19 protein-coding genes are annotated in these 20275 nt (G+C 71.0%); 11 read left to right on the top strand and 8 right to left on the bottom strand.

The features are described 5' to 3' along the window. Positions 1-9 precede the first annotated feature (9 nt). The 5 genes from ABZ934_RS26235 to ABZ934_RS26215 all read left to right on the top strand — a co-directional run bounded on the left by ABZ934_RS26235 (position 10) and on the right by ABZ934_RS26215 (position 4811). Complete coding sequence (locus ABZ934_RS26235) at positions 10-888, top strand: helix-turn-helix transcriptional regulator (RefSeq protein ID WP_361317739.1); 879 nt, start codon at positions 10-12, stop codon at positions 886-888. A gap of 92 nt (positions 889-980) precedes the next feature. Continuing rightward, the gene (locus ABZ934_RS26230) at positions 981-2438 is read left to right on the top strand and encodes an aldehyde dehydrogenase family protein (protein WP_361317737.1); all 1458 of its coding nucleotides are present in this window, start codon (positions 981-983) and stop codon (positions 2436-2438) included. Between the two features lie 105 nt (positions 2439-2543). Beyond that, entirely contained in the window at positions 2544-3086 is a 543-nt protein-coding gene (locus ABZ934_RS26225; RefSeq protein ID WP_361317734.1) for a DinB family protein, read from the top strand. 83 nt (positions 3087-3169) lie between these two features. Continuing rightward, positions 3170-3928 (top strand): MerR family transcriptional regulator, encoded by a 759-nt coding sequence (locus ABZ934_RS26220; protein WP_361317732.1) that lies wholly within the window; start codon positions 3170-3172, stop codon positions 3926-3928. Between the two features lie 175 nt (positions 3929-4103). Beyond that, positions 4104-4811, top strand: a complete 708-nt coding sequence (locus ABZ934_RS26215; RefSeq protein ID WP_361317729.1) for a VTT domain-containing protein — start codon at positions 4104-4106, stop codon at positions 4809-4811. An 88-nt stretch (positions 4812-4899) separates the two neighbouring features. Here the strand turns inward: ABZ934_RS26215 and ABZ934_RS26210 are convergent, their stop codons facing one another. Continuing rightward, positions 4900-6540, bottom strand: a complete 1641-nt coding sequence (locus tag ABZ934_RS26210) for a threonine/serine exporter family protein (protein WP_361317726.1) — start codon at positions 6538-6540, stop codon at positions 4900-4902. Positions 6541-6748: 208 nt separating this feature from the next. After that, positions 6749-7243 carry an inorganic diphosphatase gene (locus tag ABZ934_RS26205; RefSeq protein ID WP_030031597.1) on the bottom strand — a complete coding sequence of 165 codons (495 nt, stop codon included), beginning with the start codon at positions 7241-7243 and terminating at the stop codon, positions 6749-6751. Positions 7244-7405: 162 nt separating this feature from the next. On the opposite strand from ABZ934_RS26205, the gene dacB reads away from it, so the two are divergent. From dacB to folE, 6 genes are all read left to right on the top strand, one after another. Next, positions 7406-8830 carry a D-alanyl-D-alanine carboxypeptidase/D-alanyl-D-alanine-endopeptidase gene (dacB, locus tag ABZ934_RS26200; protein ID WP_361317723.1) on the top strand — a complete coding sequence of 475 codons (1425 nt, stop codon included), beginning with the start codon at positions 7406-7408 and terminating at the stop codon, positions 8828-8830. 50 nt (positions 8831-8880) lie between these two features. Beyond that, positions 8881-10044, top strand: coding sequence for a zinc-dependent metalloprotease (locus ABZ934_RS26195; RefSeq protein ID WP_361317720.1), 1164 nt, complete (start codon positions 8881-8883; stop codon positions 10042-10044). Between the two features lie 286 nt (positions 10045-10330). Next, positions 10331-11449 carry a tRNA lysidine(34) synthetase TilS gene (gene tilS / locus ABZ934_RS26190; RefSeq protein WP_361317717.1) on the top strand — a complete coding sequence of 373 codons (1119 nt, stop codon included), beginning with the start codon at positions 10331-10333 and terminating at the stop codon, positions 11447-11449. A 69-nt stretch (positions 11450-11518) separates the two neighbouring features. Then, complete coding sequence (gene hpt / locus ABZ934_RS26185) at positions 11519-12079, top strand: hypoxanthine phosphoribosyltransferase (protein WP_136216392.1); 561 nt, start codon at positions 11519-11521, stop codon at positions 12077-12079. A 238-nt stretch (positions 12080-12317) separates the two neighbouring features. Then, positions 12318-14348, top strand: a complete 2031-nt coding sequence (gene ftsH / locus ABZ934_RS26180) for an ATP-dependent zinc metalloprotease FtsH (protein WP_361317715.1) — start codon at positions 12318-12320, stop codon at positions 14346-14348. Between the two features lie 122 nt (positions 14349-14470). Next, entirely contained in the window at positions 14471-15079 is a 609-nt protein-coding gene (gene folE / locus ABZ934_RS26175) for a GTP cyclohydrolase I FolE (protein ID WP_361317712.1), read from the top strand. Between the two features lie 40 nt (positions 15080-15119). Here the strand turns inward: folE and ABZ934_RS26170 are convergent, their stop codons facing one another. The 6 genes from ABZ934_RS26170 to ABZ934_RS26145 form a co-directional block, all read right to left on the bottom strand. Next, complete coding sequence (locus ABZ934_RS26170; protein WP_361317709.1) at positions 15120-15608, bottom strand: DUF3180 domain-containing protein; 489 nt, start codon at positions 15606-15608, stop codon at positions 15120-15122. 53 nt (positions 15609-15661) lie between these two features. Further along, a complete protein-coding gene (gene folK, locus ABZ934_RS26165) occupies positions 15662-16270 on the bottom strand; it encodes a 2-amino-4-hydroxy-6-hydroxymethyldihydropteridine diphosphokinase (protein WP_361317706.1) in 609 nt (202 codons plus the stop codon). Beyond that, positions 16267-16626, bottom strand: a complete 360-nt coding sequence (folB, locus tag ABZ934_RS26160; RefSeq protein ID WP_136216387.1) for a dihydroneopterin aldolase — start codon at positions 16624-16626, stop codon at positions 16267-16269. The genes folK and folB overlap by 4 nt, the downstream gene beginning before the upstream one ends. A 129-nt stretch (positions 16627-16755) precedes the next feature. Next, entirely contained in the window at positions 16756-17199 is a 444-nt protein-coding gene (locus ABZ934_RS26155) for a nuclear transport factor 2 family protein (RefSeq protein ID WP_136216386.1), read from the bottom strand. Positions 17200-17227: 28 nt separating this feature from the next. Then, entirely contained in the window at positions 17228-18097 is an 870-nt protein-coding gene (gene folP, locus ABZ934_RS26150) for a dihydropteroate synthase (protein WP_361317703.1), read from the bottom strand. A 221-nt stretch (positions 18098-18318) separates the two neighbouring features. Next, the gene (locus tag ABZ934_RS26145; RefSeq protein WP_361317701.1) at positions 18319-20175 is read right to left on the bottom strand and encodes a phosphatidylglycerol lysyltransferase domain-containing protein; all 1857 of its coding nucleotides are present in this window, start codon (positions 20173-20175) and stop codon (positions 18319-18321) included. Between the last annotated feature and the right edge of the window lie 100 nt (positions 20176-20275).

The following is a 20275-nucleotide window of genomic DNA, read 5'->3' as shown; positions in this document are numbered from 1 at the left end:
ACCATTGCGATGGGGAGGGCAGGACTAGTGACCGCAGAAGCCAGCGGTTCCGTGGTGCGCCGCATCCTCCTGGGCTCACAGCTCAGGCGACTCCGAGAATCCCGCGGCATCACCCGTGAGGCGGCCGGCTACTCGATCCGCGCATCAGAATCGAAGATCAGCCGCTTGGAGTTGGGAAGGGTGAGCTTCAAGGCCCGGGACGTCGAGGACCTCCTGACGCTCTACGGAGTCACGGACGGCGCGGAGCGGGAGTCCCTCCTGGGGCTGGTCCGCGAGGCCAACGCCGCGGGCTGGTGGCACAGTTACGGCGACGTGCTGCCCGGCTGGTTCCAGACGTACGTCGGTCTCGAAGGCGCGGCCTCCCTCATCCGTATCTACGAGGTCCAGTTCGTCCACGGGCTGCTGCAGACGGAGGCGTACGCCCAGGCCGTCGTCAAGCGCGGCATGCCGGGCGCCACCCCGGCCGAGATCGACCGCCGCGTCGCGCTGCGCCTGGAGCGCCAGAAGGCCCTCGTCTCCGAGAACGCCCCCGTCTTCCACGCCGTCCTCGACGAGGCCGCGCTGCGGCGTCCCTACGGCGACCGCGCCGTGATGCGCGGTCAGTTGGAGCACCTGATCGAGGTGTCCCAGCGCCCCAACGTCCGGCTCCAGGTGATGCCCTTCTCCTTCGGCGGCCACGCCGGCGAGAGCGGCGCGTTCACCCTGCTGCGCTTCCCCGAGTCCGACCTCCAGGACATCGTCTATCTGGAACAGCTCACCAGCGCGCTCTACCTGGACAAAGACGAGGAAGTGGCGCAGTACGCCCGGGCGATGGAGCGGCTCCAGGCGGACTGCCCCGACCCCGACCAGACCCGCGATCTCCTGCGCGGTCTCCTTCAACTGTCTTGATTCGCACGTACTATGACGTCTGATCAGTGCATGACGACGACCGATCGGTCTCCGGTGCAGCGCACGGGTGCGCGCTCGCAGTAAGGGATGGCATGTCCATATTCGACGACCTGGCCCACCAGTACATCGACGGCGAATGGCTGCCCGGGGCCGGTTCGTGGGACATCATCGACGTCAATCCCTACAACGGCGAGAAGCTCGCGGCGATCACCGCGGCCACGGTCGACCAAGTGGACCAGGCGTACCGCGCCGCCGAACGCGCGCAGCGCGAGTGGGCGGCCACCGGCCCCTACGCGAGACGCGCCGTCCTGGAGCGGGCCCTGCGGATCACCGAGGACCGCCGCAAGGAGATCGTCGAGACCATGATCGACGAGCTCGGCGGGACCCGTCCCAAGGCCGAGTACGAGGTCCACCTCGCGATGGAGTTCATCCGCGAGGCGATCCAGTTGGCCATCCGCCCCGAAGGGCGGATCCTGCCCTCCCCGGTCGAGGGCAAGGAGAACCGCGTCCAGCGCCTCCCGGTCGGCGTCATAGCCGTGATCAGCCCCTTCAACTTCCCGTTCCTGGTGACCATGAAGTCGGTCGCCCCGGCGCTCGCGCTCGGCAACGCCGTCGTGATCAAGCCCAACCAGAACGCCCCGGTGGTCGGCGGCGGGGTCATCGCCAAAATCTTCGAGGACGCGGGGCTCCCGGCCGGACTGCTGAACGTCCTGGTCACCGACATCGCCGAGATAGGCGACGCGCTCCTCACCCACCCCGTCCCCAAGGTCATCTCCTTCGCCGGCTCCGACCGGGTCGGCCGGCACGTCGGCGCCGTCGCCGCCCGCCACTTCAAGCGGACCGTCCTGGAACTCAGCGGCAACAGCGCCCTGGTCGTCCTCGACGACGCCGACCTCGACTACGCGGTGGACGCGGCCGTCTTCAGCCGCTTCGTCTACCAGGGTCAGGTCTGCATGGCGGCCAACCGGATCCTCGTGGACGCCTCCGTCGCCGGGGAGTTCACCGAGAAGTTCACCGCCCGGGTGCGGAGCCTGAAGACCGGCGACCCGCACGACGCGGACACCCACATCGGCCCCCTGATCAACTCCTTCCAGGCCGACGCCCTGACCGCCCTCGTGGACCGCGCCGTCGAGGAGGGCGCGCAGGCGCTCGTACGCGGTTCTACGCGCGGCAACCTCGTCGAACCGACGGTGCTGGCCGGGCTCCCCGAGGACTCCCCGCTGCTGGGCCAGGAGATCTTCGGGCCCGTCGCGCTGCTGGTCGTGTTCGACGGCGAGGACGAGGCCGTGCGCCTGACCAACGCCACGCCCTACGGGCTCAGCGGCGCCGTGCACACGCGGGACGTGGAGCGCGGCGTGCGGTTCGCCCAGCGGATCGAGACCGGGATGATCCACGTCAACGACTCGACCATCGGAGACGAGCCGCTGGCGGCCTTCGGCGGCGAGAAGGCGTCTGGGCTGGGCCGGCTGAACGGCGAGGCGACGGTGGAGGCCTTCACCACCCAGAAGTGGATCTCCGTCCAGCACGGCCGGACGCACTTCCCCTTCTGATCGGCAAGACGGCCCGGTTGCGGACAGAGGCTGACCGCAAGCCTCCGTAGCGTGTTCCCTGTCAGCAGGAGACGGGAAGAGACACCCCTACGGAGGCGGTTCAGCATGGTCACGCACGTTCCCGCGGAGTCCTACGGCGATGAGCGCGGCGCGCTCCTTTCCTTCGTGGAGGCCCAGCGCGGCGGCATCCGCCGCTCGGTGCTCGGGCTCACCGAGGAGCAGGCGGCGAGCCGTCCGAGCGCGAGCGAACTGTCCCTGTCGGGGCTGCTCAAGCACTCGGCGGAGTGCGAGCTCAACTGGCTGCGGATGGCACAGCAGCGGCCGAACGAACGGCAGCGCACGCAGGAGACCTGGGGCGACTCCTTCCGGCTGGTCGGGGAGGAGACGGTCGGGGAGGTCCTCGCGTTCTGGGACGACGTGGCGGCGCAGACGGCCGATTTCGTCGCGGGTCTCGACAGCCTGGACGAGACGTTCCCGCTGCCGGACGCCCCTTGGTTCCCCAAGGACGGCAAGGTGTCGATGCGCTGGATGCTGCTGCACCTGGTCGAGGAGTTCGCCCGGCACGCCGGCCACGCCGACATCGTGCGCGAGTCCCTGGACGGCAAGACGGCCTTCGAGCTGGTGGCCGAGGCCGGGACGCCCCGGTAACCCTCCGCCGAGGTCGGGACTTGCACCTCACGCCGCGTGAGGGCCCACAGTGAAGGGCGTACCCAACCAGAGGAGCGGAAGCGATGGGCTACTCCGTGGGCCAGGTCGCCGGTTTCGCCGGAGTCACGGTGCGCACGCTGCACCACTACGACGAGATCGGCCTGCTCAGTCCGAGCGGGCGCAGCGGGGCGGGGCACCGGCGGTACGACGACGCCGACCTCGACCGGCTGCAGCGGATCCTGTTCTACCGGGAGCTCGGCTTCCCGCTCGAAGAGGTCGCGGTCCTGCTGGACGACCCGGACTCGGACCCGAGGGAGCACCTGCGCCGGCAGCACGCCCTCCTGTCCGACCGGATCGACCGGCTCCAGCGGATGGCCAAGGCCGTTGAGCACGCCATGGAGGCGCAGCAGATGGGAATCAACCTCACGCCCGAGGAGAAGTTCGAGGTCTTCGGGGACTTCGACCCCGACGAGCACACGGCCGAGGTCCGGCAGCGGTGGGGCGACACCGACGCGTACAAGGAGTCCGCCCGACGGGCGGCTTCCTATACGAAGGAGGACTGGCGGCGGATCCAGGCCCAGGCGGACGACATCCACCGGCGTCTGGCCCGGCTGCTGGGGTCCGGTGCGGCCCCGGACTCCGAGGCGGCCATGGACCTGGCCGAGGAGCACCGCGGATCCATCACCGCGAACCATTACGACTGCTCGTACGAGATGCACACCTGCCTCGGTGAGATGTACGTCGCGGACGAGCGGTTCACGGCGTACTACGACGCCATCCGTCCGGGGCTGGCGGTGTTCCTCCGGGACGCGATCCTGGCGAACGCGGTCCGATCCGTGTGACCCACGCCGGCGCCGGCGTGTGAGCCCGACCGCCCCCTCCGGGTCCCTGGAACCCGGTGGGGGCGGTGTGCGTTCATAATTGAAACCACCCGTGTTTGAAACCGCCCGTGTTTGAAGCCACCCGTGGCGCGCGCCGCGCAGCGGACATCCCCCGATCCAGGAGAGCCCGGAACTCGTGTACACGCTTGCGCTCGCCCCTGAGTGGTTGTCGCCGGAGTATCTGATCGGGCAGTTCGGCCTGATCGGCACCCTGGTCATCGTCTTCGCGGAATCGGGTCTCTTCGCGTTCCTGCCCGGCGACTCCCTGCTGTTCACGGCGGGCCTGTTCACCGCGAGCGGTGACATCGGCAAGCCGCTGTGGTTGGTCTGCACGCTGATCGTGGCGGCCGCGGTCCTCGGTGACCAGGTGGGTTACCTGATCGGCAAGTTCTTCGGCCCCAAGCTGTTCAGCCGGCCCGACTCCAGGATCTTCAAGCGGGAGAACCTCGACGCGGCGCACGACTTCATGGACAAGCACGGCCCCAAGGCCATCGTCCTGGCCCGCTTCGTCCCGATCATCCGTACGTTCGCGCCGATGGTGGCCGGCGCGGGCGCGATGAAGTACCGCACCTTCCTGGTGTTCAACGTCATCGGCGGTATCGGCTGGGGCGCGGGCGTGACCGTGCTCGGCTACAACCTGGGCCAGTTCGACGTCATCAAGAACAACATCGAGACCATCTTCATCGGCATCGTGCTGATCTCGGTGATCCCGGTGGTCTTCGAGGTGCTCAAGGCGCGCAAGTACAAGAAGGCCGCGGCTGCCGAGGCGCCCGCCGCGTTGGGCCGCCAGAGGGCGGGCGAGCCCCCGGCCTCCGCCCAGCGCCGCCGCCACGCCAAGCGCTGATCCCCCCCCGCGTACGGGCGCCCCGGAGGACACGAGCCTCCGGGGCGCCGTCATGTGCGCCCCGCGCGGCCGCCCGGCGTCGGCGGCCTCAGAAGCCGCGGGTCCGCTTCGCCGCCCGGCGGGTGGCGGCGCTCGCGGCGCCGGGGATGCGCATGAACAGCCGTGAGGTCTCGGACCCCAGGTTGACGCCGATCGCGATGGCCAGGGCGATGGCCGCGGCGTTCACGAGCGAGCCGAGGCCTTCGCTGAGCCGGTTCTCCGCGATCAGCAGCAGGCCGTAGTACGTCGCCGAGCCCGGCAGCAGCGGGCCGATGGCCGCCGTCGTGTACGGCAGCGCGGAGGCGAAGCGGTAGCGGGAGAAGAGCTGCCCGAACAGGCCGACGAGGCCGGCGGCGATGGCCGTGGACGGCACCGGCGGGATGTTGCCCGCGTAGTGCAGGGCCCCGTACGTCACCCAGGCCACCGCGCCGTTCAAGGTCACGATCCACACCGTGGAGCGTTCCTGCTGGAGCAGGATCGCGAAGGTGAACACCAGCACCATCGAGGCCGCGATTTGGATCAGCGGGCGCTGCGTGATCAGCAGCACCTCGTCCGGGTTCGGCTTCGCGTGCAGCTGGAGCCCGACGTACAGCACCACCAGCACCCCCATGATGATGCCGATGAACAGGTACATGACCTCCAGCAGGCGGGCGGAGGCGGTGATGTAGTAGCCGGTCAGGCCGTCCTGCACGGCCGCGACCAGGGCCCGCCCGGGAAGCAGCGCGAACAGCCCACCGGTGATGACGGCGGAGGCGCGGAGGTCGATGTCCGCCAGCTTCAGCGCCACCCCGATCGCGGCGGGCGGCATCGCGGCCACCACGAACTGGTAGAACTCCGGCAGCCCGCGCCCCGCGCAGAGCCACGCCAGCCGGTCGCCGAGGACCGCGCCGATCGCGGCGGCGAGGAACACCAGCACCCCACCGCCGACGAGCGTGGACGCGGCGCCGGCGAGCAGCCCGGCGGCGGCGGTGAGCATCCAGCCGGGGTAGGGGTGCCGGTTGCGGCGGATCTCCGCGAGCCGCCGGTACGCCTCCTCCAGGGAGACGTCGATCTCGTGGGCGCTGATGTCGTCCACCAACCGGAAGACGGCCGCGAGCCGGTTGTAGTCGGTGCCGCGACGGCGGACGGTCCGGCTCGCCGAGACCGGGTCGCCGACCAGGGAGGGCTGGTGGGTGATGGAGAGCATGGTGAAGGTGACCGTGGGCTCGCAGCGGTCCAGCCCGTAGCTGCGGGCCACCGCGAACATGGCGGCCTCGACGTCCTCCGCCCCCTCGCCGCCCGCGAGGAGCAGCTCGCCGATGCGCAGCGTGAGGTCGAGTACGCGGCCCACGGCCGGCCCGGCCTCGCTCTGCTTCTGCACCGGCTCCGGCACGGGCCGTACGTCCACCGGCATGCGCAGCATCGTGCGCATCCGGTCCTGCCACGGGGACTCCGGCATGCGGGCCACGGGGAAGCCGTGGCCGGGGGTGTACGCGGGCGGGGAGTGCCGGCCGCTGTAGGTGGCCGGAGGAGCGAAAGCGGAACCTTCGGGCTCGGCGGGCTGCGCCGCCATGCCGTCGGGAAAGGCGAACTCCGAGGTGGGCTGGTCCTCTTCCGGCGCGTCGGTCCCGGTCCCGGACGGCCGGGCGAAGGCGCTGTGCGCCTCGTCGGACGTGGGCTTCTTGTCCTCTGCCCGGTCGGCTTCCGCCACGCGTCCTCCAGTCAGCGATCACCAGCGGTATCAGTATGCGGAATCGTTTCCTCCCCGGCGAAAGCGGAACCCCCCGCGGGTCCGGAGGGGCAGTCCCCCGGACCCCTGGTCCGGACACGACAACGGGCGGCACCCCCCTCTGGGGGCACCGCCCGCGGTGTCACAGGGGCGGCGGGAGATCCCGCTCACCCACGTCCGAGCACAGGGCTCAGTGGTGGCCGCCCTGGGCCTCCAGGCGCTTGTACGACGCCTCGATCTCGGCCTCGGCCTCGGCGCGACCCACCCAGTTGGCGCCCTCGACCGACTTGCCCGGCTCCAGGTCCTTGTAGACCTCGAAGAAGTGCTGGATCTCCAGGCGGTCGAACTCGGAGACGTGGTGGATGTCGCGCAGGTGCTCGACGCGCGGGTCGGAGGCCGGCACGCACAGCAGCTTGTCGTCGCCGCCCGCCTCGTCGGTCATGCGGAACATGCCGATCGCCCGGCACTTGATCAGGCAGCCCGGGAAGGTCGGCTCGTCCAGGATGACCAGGGCGTCCAGCGGGTCGCCGTCCTCGCCCAGGGTGTTCTCGACGAAGCCGTAGTCCGCCGGGTAGCTGGTGGAGGTGAACAGGCGACGGTCCAGACGGATCCGGCCGGTCTCGTGGTCCACCTCGTACTTGTTCCGCGAACCCTTGGGGATCTCGATGGTGACGTCGAACTCCACGTCCTGCTCCTCCATGATCAGCTCATTGCTACGAGACTGCGTTGATTCACCTGCGTGCGCGTCCGCCCCGGCCCAGCCGGGTGGGGTGCCATGCTCGCGGCAAGACGCAATGGTTAAGTGTCCCTCACGCATATGTGTGATCGCGAAAGGGGCTGGTCCGAGGTGCCTCCGGTCAAGACGTGGCAGCTCATCGCGGGGTCGGCCGTGGCCGGCCTCGCCCTGTCGGCCGTGACGGTGGGCGCCGCGGGTCCGTGGGACTCCGGCCAGCGTAAGGCCGAGCGGGACAGGGCCGCCTCCTGGAGCCTCACGGGTGGCGCAGATCACGCGGCGGGATCGCTGCCGCAGCCCGCCCCGAGCGCGCCCGGGGTGCTCGCCGGGATCGGTCCGGGCACGCTCCACGAGGCCGGAGCGTCGAATTCCGGCGGACTGGCGGAGGCGCTGGAGCCCCTGTTGGCCGATCCCGCTCTGGGGACCCTCCGCACCGCCTCCGTCGTGGACGCGGCGACCGGCGAGGTGCTGTACGAATCCGGGCCGCGCGAAGCGATGACCCCCGCCTCCACCGTCAAGATCGCCACCGCCTCGGCGGCGCTGGCCGCCCTCGGCCCCGAGTACCGCATCCGCACCACGGTGGTCCCCGGGGCCGGGCCCGGACAGGTCGTCCTGGTGGGCGGCGGCGACCCCTCCCTCACCGCGAAGAAGAAGAGCCCCGCGGGGTCCGGCGGCAGCCTCGTCGCCCTCGCCGCCGACACCGCCCAGGCGCTCAAGGCCGGCGGCACCCACTCCGTGACCCTGGGCTACGACGACTCCCTCTACACCGGTCCCGCCCGCCACCCCATCGGCGAGAACGTCAACCTCGCCCCCGTCACCGCCCTCATGGCCGACGAAGGCAGGCCCGACGACAGCAGCTCGGGACCCGTCGAGCGGAGCAAGGACCCCGCCCGGGACACCGCCCGCGCCTTCGCCGCCCTGCTGAAGGAACGCGGCATCAAGGTCACCGCCGACCCCGCGAGAGCCAAGGCGCCCGGGGGCGCCCAGCCACTGGCCACCACCCTGTCCACCCCGCTCGGCGGTCTCGTCGAGCGGATGCTGACCAACAGCGACAACGACATCGCCGAGGCCCTCGCCCGCCACACGGCCCTCGCCGCCGGGCAACCCGCGAGCTTCGAGGGCGCCGAGAAGGCCGTCACCGACAAGCTCGCCTCCCTCGGCGTCGACACCGCCGGGGCCCGCTTCGCCGACGGCAGCGGGCTCAACCGCGCCGACAAGGTCAGCAGCGGCCTGCTCACCGGCCTCCTCGTCCGGGCCGCCGACCCGCAGCGCCCCGCGTTGCGGCCGGTCCTCACCGGACTCCCCGTCGCCGGGTTCACCGGCACCCTGCGCACCCGCAACGCCGGCGCCTCCCAGGCCGCGGGCCTGGTCAGGGCCAAGACGGGCACCCTGACCGGGGTGAACTCCCTCGCCGGGACCGTCGTCGTCCCCTCCGGCCGGCTGGTCGCCTTCGCGTTCCTGAGCGCGAACGGACCCGACGGCGCGACCGCCGAGCGGGCCCTGGACAAACTGGCGTCCACGGTGGCGGCTACACCGTAGCCGGCGTCGAGGGGATCCCGCGGGCGGGCCGGTCCACGTACGGTTGACGCATGACGAGCATCGGTGGTGCGGAGATGGTCGACTGGAACCTCGCGGTGGCGACCGCGACCCGGCTGGTCCGGTCCGGCCCGGAGGTCAGCAGGGACGAGGCACGGGCCGTGGTGGCGGAGCTGCGCGGGCACGCCAGGACCTCGGAACGGCACGTGCGCGACTTCACCCGGATGATGGGTGCGCTGCCCGAGGGAACCACCGTCCACGACACGCCCGTCCTGGTCGTCGACCGGGCCGGCTGGGTCAAGGCCAACGTGGCCGGTTTCCGGGAACTGTTGGGCCCGCTGCTCGGCAAGATGCACGAGCGCCGCGGCAACACCCCCGGCGGCGCCGTGTTCGGTGTGGTCGGCGGCAAGGTCACCGGCGTCGAGCTGGGCATGCTGCTGAGCTTCCTGGCCTCCCGGGTGCTCGGCCAGTACGAGACTTTCGCGCCCGCGACGCTCGACCTGCCGGGTTCGGCCCAGGGCGGCGGCCGGCTGCTGCTCGTCGCCCCGAACATCGTGCACGTCGAGCGGGAGTTGGCGGTCAACCCGCACGATTTCCGCCTCTGGGTGTGCCTGCACGAGGAGACACACCGTACGCAGTTCGCGGCCGTCCCGTGGCTGCGCGCCCACCTGGAGGGCGAAATCCAGACGTTCCTCGGAGCCACCGAGATGGACCCGATGACCATCTTGGAACGGCTGCGCGAGGCCGCCCAGTCCTTCGCCGGCGCCCGCCCCGACTCCGAGGAGGGCGACGAGGGTCGCTCGCTGGTCGACCTCGTGCAGACCCCCGAGCAACGGGAGGTTTTGGCCCGGCTCACCGCCGTGATGTCGCTGCTGGAGGGCCACGCCGACTTCGTGATGGACGGCGTGGGCCCCGAGGTGGTGCCCTCGGTGGCCGAGATCCGGGAGAAGTTCCAGCAGCGCCGGGCCAGCGGCGCCGGCCGCCTCGACGCCGCGTTGCGCAAGGTGCTGGGCCTCGACGCCAAGATGCGCCAGTACCGCGACGGCGAGCGGTTCGTACGCGCCGTCGTCGGCCAGGTCGGCATGGAGGGCTTCAACCGCGTCTGGACCTCCCCGAACACGCTGCCCACCAAGGCGGAGATCGCCAAGCCCGCGGACTGGGTGGCACGCGTCCACCGCAAGGGGAGCGAGGGGCGGGACGGGAGCGAAGGGGCGTGAACCCGGGCGCGGCGCGGGGCGCGTTTCCGCGGCGGGCAGGTGTGAACTTGTCTCGTTGGGGGAAGCAGCATCACCCTTCCGAGGGACCGTGGGCCGTGGAAGGGCGTGCGATGCTCAGGGAACGGCTCGGTTCTGTCACCATCGACGCACTCTGAGTGACAACAGGAGTGACAACCGGAATCCCGGGACCCCTCGCGGGTAACCCGGCGGTACCGGGCAGACCGAGGACACCCTGCGCACCACCCCACGCCTCCGAGGCATCCGAACTCCACGAAGGGCACCGGACATGGGTCCCCATCCTGCGGTCGCGGCGATACGCCTGGCGGTCCGCCGCGTACTCCACGACGTCCTGACCGACCTGACCGACCTGACCGACCCGGGGGACCGGAGCGCGATCGGCGCTCCCGCCCACGGCCCCACCGGCCGTCACACGGCAGTGCCCCGGAACCGGTCCGGTGCGACCCCCGCCGCCGCGGACGGCGCCGCGCCGCTCGTCCTCGTCGCCTGCTCGGGCGGCGCCGACTCCATGGCGCTCGCCTCCGCCCTCGCCTTCGAGGCCCCCAAGCTCGGCCTGCGGGCCGGCGGGATCACCGTCGACCACGGGCTCCAGGTCGGCTCCGACCTGCGCGCCGCCGAGGTCGTCTCCCGCATGACCGCGCTCCGCCTGGACCCGGTGGAGTCCGTCGCCGTGCGCGTCGGCCGCGACGGCGGCCCGGAGGCCGCCGCGCGCGACGCCCGCTACGCCGCCCTGGACGAGGCGGCGGACCGGCTCGGAGCCGTCGCCGTGCTGCTCGGCCACACGCGTGACGATCAAGCCGAAACCGTCCTGCTGGGCCTCGCCCGCGGCTCCGGCATCCGCTCGCTCTCCGGCATGGCGGAAGTGTCCGGCGGCCCCGGCCGCAGCCACCGCTACCGTCGCCCGTTCCTCCAGATCGACCGGCAGACCGCCCGCAAAGCCTGCATGGTCCAGTCCCTCCCCGTCTGGGACGACCCGCACAACATCGACCCCGCCTACACCCGCTCCCGGCTGCGCCACGAGGGACTGCCCGCCCTGGAGAAGGCGCTCGGCAAGGGAGTGGTCGAGGCGCTCGCCCGTACCGCCCAGCTCTCCCGCGACGACGCCGACGCCTTGGACGCCTGGGCCGCCGACGCGGAGACCCGCGTACGCGACGACGACGGCCGCCTGGAGTGCGCCAAGCTGTACGCCCTGCCCCCGGCCGTCCGCCGCCGGGTACTGCGCCGGGCCGTGGTCGCCGCCGGGTCCCCCGCGGGCTCGCTCTTCGCCCGTCACATCGAGGAAGTGGACCGCCTCATCACCGGATGGCGCGGTCAGGGCGCCATCAACCTGCCCGGCAGGGTCGAGGCCCAGCGGCAGGGTGGCAGACTTGTCATCCGGCAGGGCTGATTGGTGCTGAAACGCGGCTGAGTCCTCCGGGGGCACCCACCTCCGGAGTCCCGGCCGACGACGAAAGTGATGCGGGTGGACGAGAAGGACATGGGCGACGACCTCCAGTCGGTGCTCATCACCAAGGAAGAGATCGACGCGAAGCTGGCGGAGCTGGCCGCGAAGATCGACGCGGAGTACGCGGGCAAGGACCTGCTCATCGTCGGTGTGCTCAAGGGCGCCGTGATGGTGATGGCGGACCTGGCGCGCGCCTTGTCCACCCCGCTCACCATGGACTGGATGGCGGTGTCCTCCTACGGCGCCGGGACCCAGTCCTCCGGCGTCGTGCGGATCCTCAAGGACCTGGACACCGACATCAAGGGCAAGCACGTCCTGATCGTCGAGGACATCATCGACTCCGGGCTGACCCTGTCGTGGCTGCTGTCGAACCTGGGCTCGCGCGAACCGGCCTCCCTGGAGGTCGTCACGCTGCTGCGCAAGCCCGACGCCGCGAAGGTCGCCATCGACGTCCGGTGGGTCGGCTTCGACATCCCGAACGAGTTCGTGGTCGGCTACGGCCTGGACTACGCGGAGAAGTACCGCAACCTGCCGTTCGTCGGCACGCTCGCCCCGCACGTCTACGGCGGCTGACCGGCCGCACGGGCCGTGCGGTGAACCCCGCGCCCGCCCCCGGGGAACTCAGGGAAACCTGCGGCTCCCGGGGGAACCTGGCGGCGCTTCCCGCCGTTGGACCAGGGGAAGGCGGGTCTGTCAGCCGTCCCACGAGGCCGCGGGTGACAATTCAGGGGTACATTCCGAAGAACAGTCTTTACTCACAGCAGCATTTACCTACGGGCAGGAGGGACGGGGTGCCTAGCGCCCCGTATGGATGGACGTGAAGCGATACTTCCGTGGGCCGGTCATGTGGATCGTGCTGGCCGTCCTCGCCGTGGTCGTGTTGATGAACGTCGTCGGCTCCGGCGGCGGCTACAAGTCGGTGGAGACCAGCGAGGTCATCAAGGCGATCAACAGTGGCCAGGTGCAGAGCGCCAAGCTCACCACCGGCGACAGCCAGATGATCAAGATCGAGCTCAAGAAGGACCAGAAGCTCGGCAACAACGACGGCACCAAGTTCCAGGCCAACTACATCGGGGACCAGGGCGTCCAGCTCGCCCAGAACCTCCAGACCAAGTACGAAGCCGGTCAGATCACCGACGGGTACACCGTCTCGCCGGACAAGACCAGCCCGTTCCTGAGCGTGCTGTTCTCGCTGCTCCCGTTCGTCCTCATCGTCGTCGTCTTCCTGTTCCTGATGAATCAGATGCAGGGCGGCGGCTCCCGGGTGATGAACTTCGGGAAGTCCAAGGCCAAGCTCATCACCAAGGACACCCCGAAGACGACGTTCGCCGATGTCGCGGGCTCCGACGAGGCCGTCGAGGAGCTCCACGAGATCAAGGAGTTCCTCCAGGAGCCGGCGAAGTTCCAGGCCGTCGGCGCCAAGATCCCCAAGGGCGTGCTGCTGTACGGCCCGCCCGGCACCGGCAAGACCCTGCTCGCGCGTGCCGTCGCGGGCGAGGCCGGTGTTCCCTTCTACTCGATCTCCGGTTCCGACTTCGTCGAGATGTTCGTCGGTGTCGGTGCCTCGCGCGTCCGCGACCTGTTCGAGCAGGCCAAGGCCAACGCGCCGGCGATCGTCTTCGTCGACGAGATCGACGCCGTCGGCCGGCACCGCGGTGCGGGCCTCGGCGGCGGTCACGACGAGCGCGAGCAGACCCTCAACCAGCTGCTGGTCGAGATGGACGGCTTCGATGTGAAGGGCGGCGTCATCCTGATCGCCGCCACGAACCGTCCCGACATCCTCGACCCGGCGCTGCTGCGCCCGGGCCGCTTCGACCGGCAGATCGCGGTCGACCGTCCGGACATGCAGGGCCGTCTGGAGATCCTCAGGGTCCACCAGAAGGGCAAGCCGGTCGCGCCGGACGTCGACCTCTCGGCCGTCGCCCGCCGCACCCCCGGCTTCACCGGTGCCGATCTCTCCAACGTTCTGAACGAGGCCGCGCTGCTCACGGCCCGCTCGAACAAGAAGCTGATCGACAACGACATGCTGGACGAGGCGATCGACCGCGTCGTGGCGGGCCCGCAGAAGCGGACTCGGATCATGTCGGACCGGGAAAAGAAGATCACCGCGTACCACGAGGGCGGCCACGCCCTGGTCGCGGCGGCTTCCCCGAACTCCGACCCGGTCCACAAGATCACTATCTTGTCCCGCGGCCGGGCCCTGGGTTACACCATGGTCCTGCCCGACGAGGACAGGTACTCGACCACGCGCAACGAGATGCTCGACCAGCTCGCGTACATGCTGGGCGGGCGCGCGGCCGAGGAACTGGTCTTCCACGACCCGACCACGGGCGCGGCGAACGACATCGAGAAGGCCACCGCCACCGCGCGGGCCATGGTCACCCAGTACGGCATGACCGAGCGGCTGGGCGCGATCAAGTTCGGCGGCGACAACACCGAGCCGTTCCTGGGCCGCGAGATGTCGCACCCGCGGGACTACTCGGAAGAGGTCGCGGCGCTGGTCGACGAAGAGGTCAAGAAGCTCATCGAGACCGCGCACAACGAGGCGTGGGAGATCCTGGTCGAGAACCGGGACGTCCTGGACAACCTCGTACTCGCGCTGTTGGAGAAGGAGACGCTGGGCAAGGAGGAGATCGCGGAGATCTTCTCCACGATCGTGAAGCGTCCGGCCCGTCCGGCGTGGACCGGTTCCGCCCGCCGCACCCCCTCCACCCGTCCGCCGGTGCTCTCTCCCAAGGAGCTCCAGCTGACGAACTCGGCGAACGGCGCCTCGGCGGCCGGCTCGCCGGCGGTCTCGGTGGAGAAGGCCCCCGAGGTCTCTCCGGAGGACCGCACCGAGTAGTCGGTGTAGCGGGCCGGCCCCCACCGGCCCCGGAATGCATGCCGCGCCCCCCAGGTTCTAGCCTGGGGGGCGCGGCACTTTCACCTGCCCGCGAGCGCTGTGCACACAGGAACGAGGAAGACATGACCGACCCAGTGACCCTGACCGGCGGCGAGGGCACGATCGGCACGTTCGACGAGAAGCGCGCCGAGGCGGCCGTGCGCGAGCTGCTGATCGCGGTCGGTGAGGACCCCGACCGCGAGGGCCTGCTGGAGACGCCGGCGCGGGTGGCACGGTCGTACAAGGAGATATTCGCCGGACTCTGGCAGAAGCCGGAGGAGGTCCTGACGACGACGTTCGACCTGGGCCACGACGAGATGGTCCTGGTGAAGGACATCGAGGTGATGAGCTCCTGCGAGCACCACCTGGTGCCCTTCCACGGCGTCGCGCACGTCGGCTACATCCCGTCGGCGGACGGCAAGATCACCGGCCTGTCGAAGCTCGCCCGCCTGGTGGACGTGTACGCCCGCCGCCCGCAGGTGCAGGAGCGGCTGACGACGCAGGTCGCGGATTCCCTCATGGAGATCCTGGAGCCGCGCGGCGTCATCGTGGTCATCGAGTGCGAGCACATGTGCATGACCATGCGCGGGGTCCGCAAGCCCGGCGCGAAGACCATCACCTCGGCGGTCCGCGGCCAGCTCCGCGACCCCGCGACCCGCAACGAGGCCATGAGCCTCATCATGGCCCGCTGACCACCCCGCGGCCGGTCCGGTCCGGGGCCGGCCGCGGGCGTCAGGCGCGGGCCGGGGAGTGGGGGTTGGTGTCGTCGTCCTCCGGGAGCTTGAGGACGTGCTCCAGGAACAGGGCCGCCGCGACGACCGCCGCTCCCGCCAGGACGGAGCCGCCCGCGTACCACGCCTGGTCGCGGCGGGCGGGGACATCGAGGGAGTCGGTCAGCAGGAACACGCCGACACCGCCGTACATACCGGCGACCAGGGCCGCGACCAGGGCGCTGGCCTGCGCGAAGACGACCGCGCGGGCCGCCATCAGGGGCTCGACCCCCTTGGCGCCCGGGCGGCGCTCGCGCTGCGCCTTGAGGCGGGTGCGCATCGACAGCCCCGTCGCGAACAGGATCGCCGCGATCACCGCGAGGACGATCGGCGCGGCCAGGGGAACGCCCGGCAGGTTGCCGTACGCGTTCCACAGCCTGGCGCCCGCCCAGGACAGCACCCCGGCGACCACGAAGATGCCCGCCAGGACCGCCGGCCTCAGTTGCTTCACGTGCCCGTTCCCCGCTTTCTGAGCCGTTTCGTCAGCAGTGAACAGGCTAACGACTACTCGGGGAGGTGGAGTTCCAGGTCCGGGCGCGGCGCGACGCCGCTCAGGCCGATTCCGGCCAGCAGCGCGGAGACCGCTCCGCGGCCCGAGAGCTGCGCCTCGGGGTCGATGTCGTTCCAGGGCGCGAGCACGAACGCCCGCTGGTGCGCCCGGGGGTGCGGGAGGGTGAGGACCGGGTCGTCGCGGACCTCGTCGGCGTACGCCACGATGTCGACGTCGATCGTGCGCGGCCCCCAGCGCTCCTCGCGGACGCGGTCGAACGCCTCCTCGATGGCGTGCCCGCGCTCCAGCAGGGAGGAAGGCGGCAGGGTGGTCTTCACGCTGATGACGGCGTTGAGGTACGAGGGCTGCGAGCCGGGCGCGACGCCCCAGGGCTCCGTCTCGTAGACGGGGGAGACGGCCTTGACCCTCAGCCCCGGGGTGTCGCCGAGGGCGTCGATGGCGCCCTGGAGGGTCTCCAGGCGGTTGCCGAGGTTCGCGCCGAGCGCGATGACGGCCCATTTCGGGTTGGACAGGGTCGTGTCCGCCGCGTCGACCGTCTCCACCACCGAGGCGGGAACGGGCTGCACGGTGGGGTCGCTCTGGGCGTTGAGTCCGTTGTTCATGCGCGGCTCCGGGTGATCGTGATGGTCACGTCGTCGAACGGGACGGTGATCGGCGCGTCCGGCTTGTGGACGACGACCTCGACCTGCGCCACCGCTTCGTGCTTGAGGCACTGCTGGGCGATCCGCTCGGCGAGGGTCTCGATCAGGTCGACCGGCTCTCCCTGGACCACGTCGACGACTTCCTCGGCCACCACTCCGTAGTGCACGGTCTTGGCCAGGTCGTCGTCGGCCGCCGCGGGACGGGCGTCGATGTGCAGCACCAGGTCGACGATGAAGGTCTGGCCCTCCTCGCGTTCCCGGGGGAAGACGCCGTGGTGCCCGCGAGCCTTGAGGCCGCGCAGCGCGACACGATCCACGCGAATCACTCCTGTTTCGTAGGTGCTTCCGGTCCCGGGACTCCCGGGGCCATGGGCCTACGCCGAGTGCGGTCGGCGTCGTCCGCCTTCGAATTTACCCGCGATAGACCTCCGGCCCCGCCCATGGGGTCAGTCGGTGTCCCCTTCGTCCTCATCTTCGGAGTCCGTAAGGACCGGTGAACCGTGGTGGGACCACAGCCGCCAGCCCTCGGATGTGCGTCGGAACACATTCGTGGCGACGACCAGCTGACCGACCAGCGGGCCCAGCTCACCGCTGTCCTCGGCGGGGCCGCCGCTGAGGATGTTCTCGGTGCAGGTGACCAGGGCGGTGTCGCCGAGGACGGCCACCTTCGTGTCGGTGAGGAAGAACTGGATGTACTCCGTGTGGGACATGATCAGGGCGTACGAGCGCAGCACCTCGCCGCGCCCGGAGAGCACCGGCCAGCCGGGGTGCACGCAAGAGATCTCGTCCTCCAGCCAGAGCGCCGACAGCGCGTCGAAGTCCCCCTGCTCCATGGCCTCGTAGAAGGCGGTGTTGATCTCTTCGACGGCCTCGATGTCGGTACGGCTCACCGTGCCCCTTCCAGGTCGGTCTGACGGATCACAGTGCCCCTTCCACGGCGCGGGCCACCCGAACCGCGTCGGCGGTCGCCCGTACCTCGTGGACCCGTACCGCCCAGGCGCCCTGGTGGGCGGCGATCGCGGACACGGCGGCCGTGGCGGCGTCCCGTTCCCGGGCGGGCGGCGGGGCGGCGTCGGCCCCGGCCAGGACCCGTCCGAGGAAACGCTTCCGCGAGGCGGCGACCAGCAGCGGGTAGCCGAGCTCCCGCAGCTCGCGAAGGTGGGCCACGAGGGCCAGGTCGTGCTCGGCGTTCTTCGCGAAGCCCAGGCCGGGGTCGACCACGAGCCGCTCGGGCGCGATGCCGCCGGCGACGACGGCGTCGACGCGGTCGCGGAGTTCGGCGGTGACCTCGGCGAGGACGTCCCCGTAGACGGCGAGGCTGTTCATGCCGGCGCTGAAGCCGCGCCAGTGCATGACCACGAACGGCACTTCCGCGGCGGCCACGGCCGGGATCATGCCCGGGTCGGCCAGTCCGCCGCTGACGTCGTTGACCAGGCGCGCGCCGGCGGCGACGGCCCGCGCCGCGACCTCGGCGCGCATGGTGTCGACGGAGACGACGACCCCCTCTGCGGCCAGGCCGCGCACCACGGGGACCACGCGGCGCAGCTCTTCCTCGGCGTCGACGCGGGTGGCGCCGGGACGGGTGGACTCGCCGCCGACGTCGACGAGGTCGGCGCCCTGGGCGACGAGGTCGAGGCCGCGCTTGACGGCGGCGGTGGTGTCGAACCAGCGGCCACCGTCGGAGAAGGAGTCGGGGGTGACGTTCACGACGCCCATGACCGCGCAGCGGTCCCACTCCGGCAGGCCCGTCACCCGGCCCCTGGCGGTGGCCCCGTGGTTGGTGTTCATAGCTCAAGGGTAGGGCCCGGGCCCTGGCCGGGCGGTGGCCGGGACGGGCCCCGGCCGGGCCCGCCGCCGGCGCCCTCGCGGGCCGCGGCGGCCTTCGCGGTCGGGCCGCGGCCCTTCGTGGCCACGGTCGCCGACTGCGGGCCCCGGCCGCCCCGGCCGTGGGCGCCGGCCGTGGCCGACGCGGGCGGGCCGCCCTGGGCCGGGCGTCCCGCTCCCGCCGGCTACGCCACCCGGACCTCGCGCTCGCCCGCCTGGGCGGGTACCGCCGCGCCCTCGTGCGTGTGGGCGCAGGGGCGGACCGGCTTGGGCCGCCGGCGGCTCTCGAAGAGCCGGGGCAAGGCCAGGGTCACGAAGCCCTCGGCCTGCATCACGGCGAAACCGATGCGGGGCAGGTCGCGGGTGTGCCGGTAGACCATGAAGCGCGGCTCCCAGCGGGGCCGGAACTTCTCGTTGAACTTGTAGAGGGACTCGATCTGGAACCAGCGGGACAGGAAGACCAGCAGGCCGCGCCACATCCGCAGCACCGGTCCCGCGCCGATCTTCTCGCCGCGGGCGAGGGCCGCTCGGAACATCGCGAAGTTCAGCGAGACCTTCTCGATCCCGAGGCCCGGGCAGGCTCCGAGGGCGGCGACGATCAGCAGCTCGTTCATGCCGGGGTCGGCGGCGCGGTCACGGCGCATCAGCTCCAGCGACATGCCGTCCTTGCCCCAAGGCACGAAGTGCAGGATGGCCTTGAGGTCGCCGAAGGGACTGGTGTCGCCCTCCTCCACGCGGTGCGCGGTGGCGATGAAGCAATCCCCGTCGCCCGGGTCGCCGACCCGGCCCAGCGCCATGGAGAAGCCGCGCTCGGTGTCGGTGCCGCGCCACGCCTCGGCGGCACCGCGGACCTGCCCCAGCTCCTCCTCGGACAGCTCGCTGACCCGACGGACCTTGGTGGTGTAGCCGTTGCGCTCGATGCGCTTCACCATCTGGCGGACGTTGCGCATGGCGCGTCCGGAGAGGGAGAAGTCTTTGACGTCGACGATCGCCTCGTCACCCAGTTCCAGGGCGTCGAGCCCGGTCTCGCGGGTCCAGACCTCGCCGCCGGTCTCGCTGCAGCCCACGACGGCCGGGGTCCAGGAGTGGGCCTTGGCCTCCTCCATGAACCGCTCGATGGCGCCGGGCCATGCCTCGACGTCGCCGACCGGGTCGCCGGAGGCGAGCATCACGCCGGAGACGACGCGGTAGGTGACGGCCGCCTTGCCGCTGGGGGAGAAGACGACGGCCTTGTCGCGGCGCAGCGCGAAGTGGCCGAGAGAGTCGCGGCCGCCGTGCTTGGCCAGCAGCTCGCGCAGCTTGGCCTCGTCGTCGGCGGTGAGCCGGGCGGCCGGGTGCTCGGGGCGGAAGGCCAGGTAGATGGTGGTGACGGCGGTCAGCATGCCGAGCGCGCCCAGGGAGTAGCCGACGGTCCAGGAGACGCGGCCCGCGTAGGCGACCGGGCCCTCGAAGCCGAAGAGCCCGTAGACCACGTGGGTGATCTGCTCGTACAGGCCGGGGTTGCCGACGACCTTGTTCGGGTGGACGTTGACGATGACCAGGCCGAGACCGATGGAGCCGGCGCTCATCAGGACGAAGTTGGCCAGCGCCTTCCAGCGGCTGCGCGGGTCCGGCAGCGCCTTGAATTCATTCTGGTGGCGCAGCAGCAGGCCGAGCAGCACCGCCGAGATGACCACGCCGATGAAGGAGTGCCGGTATGTGAATTGCGCCACCGCGCCCGCGGGCAACAGGACGACCGCGGCCCGCCAGGCACGCCGCTTGCGCCGCTTGAGGCCGTGGGCCAGCAGCAGGATCAGTACGCCCGCGCTGATGGACAGCGCGGCGGCGAACGGACCCAGGGAGCCGGGCAGCACCTCGGTGAACGAGTGGAACCGGCTGTGCCGGAATCGCGGGAAGACGCCCGCCGCGATGTCCAGAAGGCCGACGATCATGACGGCCGTACCTACCAGGCCGGGCACCGACTCCGGCTTGGGTCCGCGGAAGATTCGGCGGACCGCCTTCGGAACCTGTCCCGACTTATCGCCATCTATCCTGCTAGACATCGCTTCCCGTTGCTCCGCGAGAGATCATATGGCCGAAGGCCGCGACAGCCTCCGGAGTGTGGTGCGTCCCCTAGGACGACATCAAGGGCCAGCGGGTTCA

It is taken from the genome of Streptomyces sp. NPDC046557, assembly GCF_040645975.1.
In the GTDB taxonomy this organism is placed as follows: Bacteria; Actinomycetota; Actinomycetes; order Streptomycetales; family Streptomycetaceae; genus Streptomyces.
The sequence above is the reverse complement of the archived record's forward strand: the minus strand, read 5'-3'. Positions and strand labels throughout refer to the sequence as shown.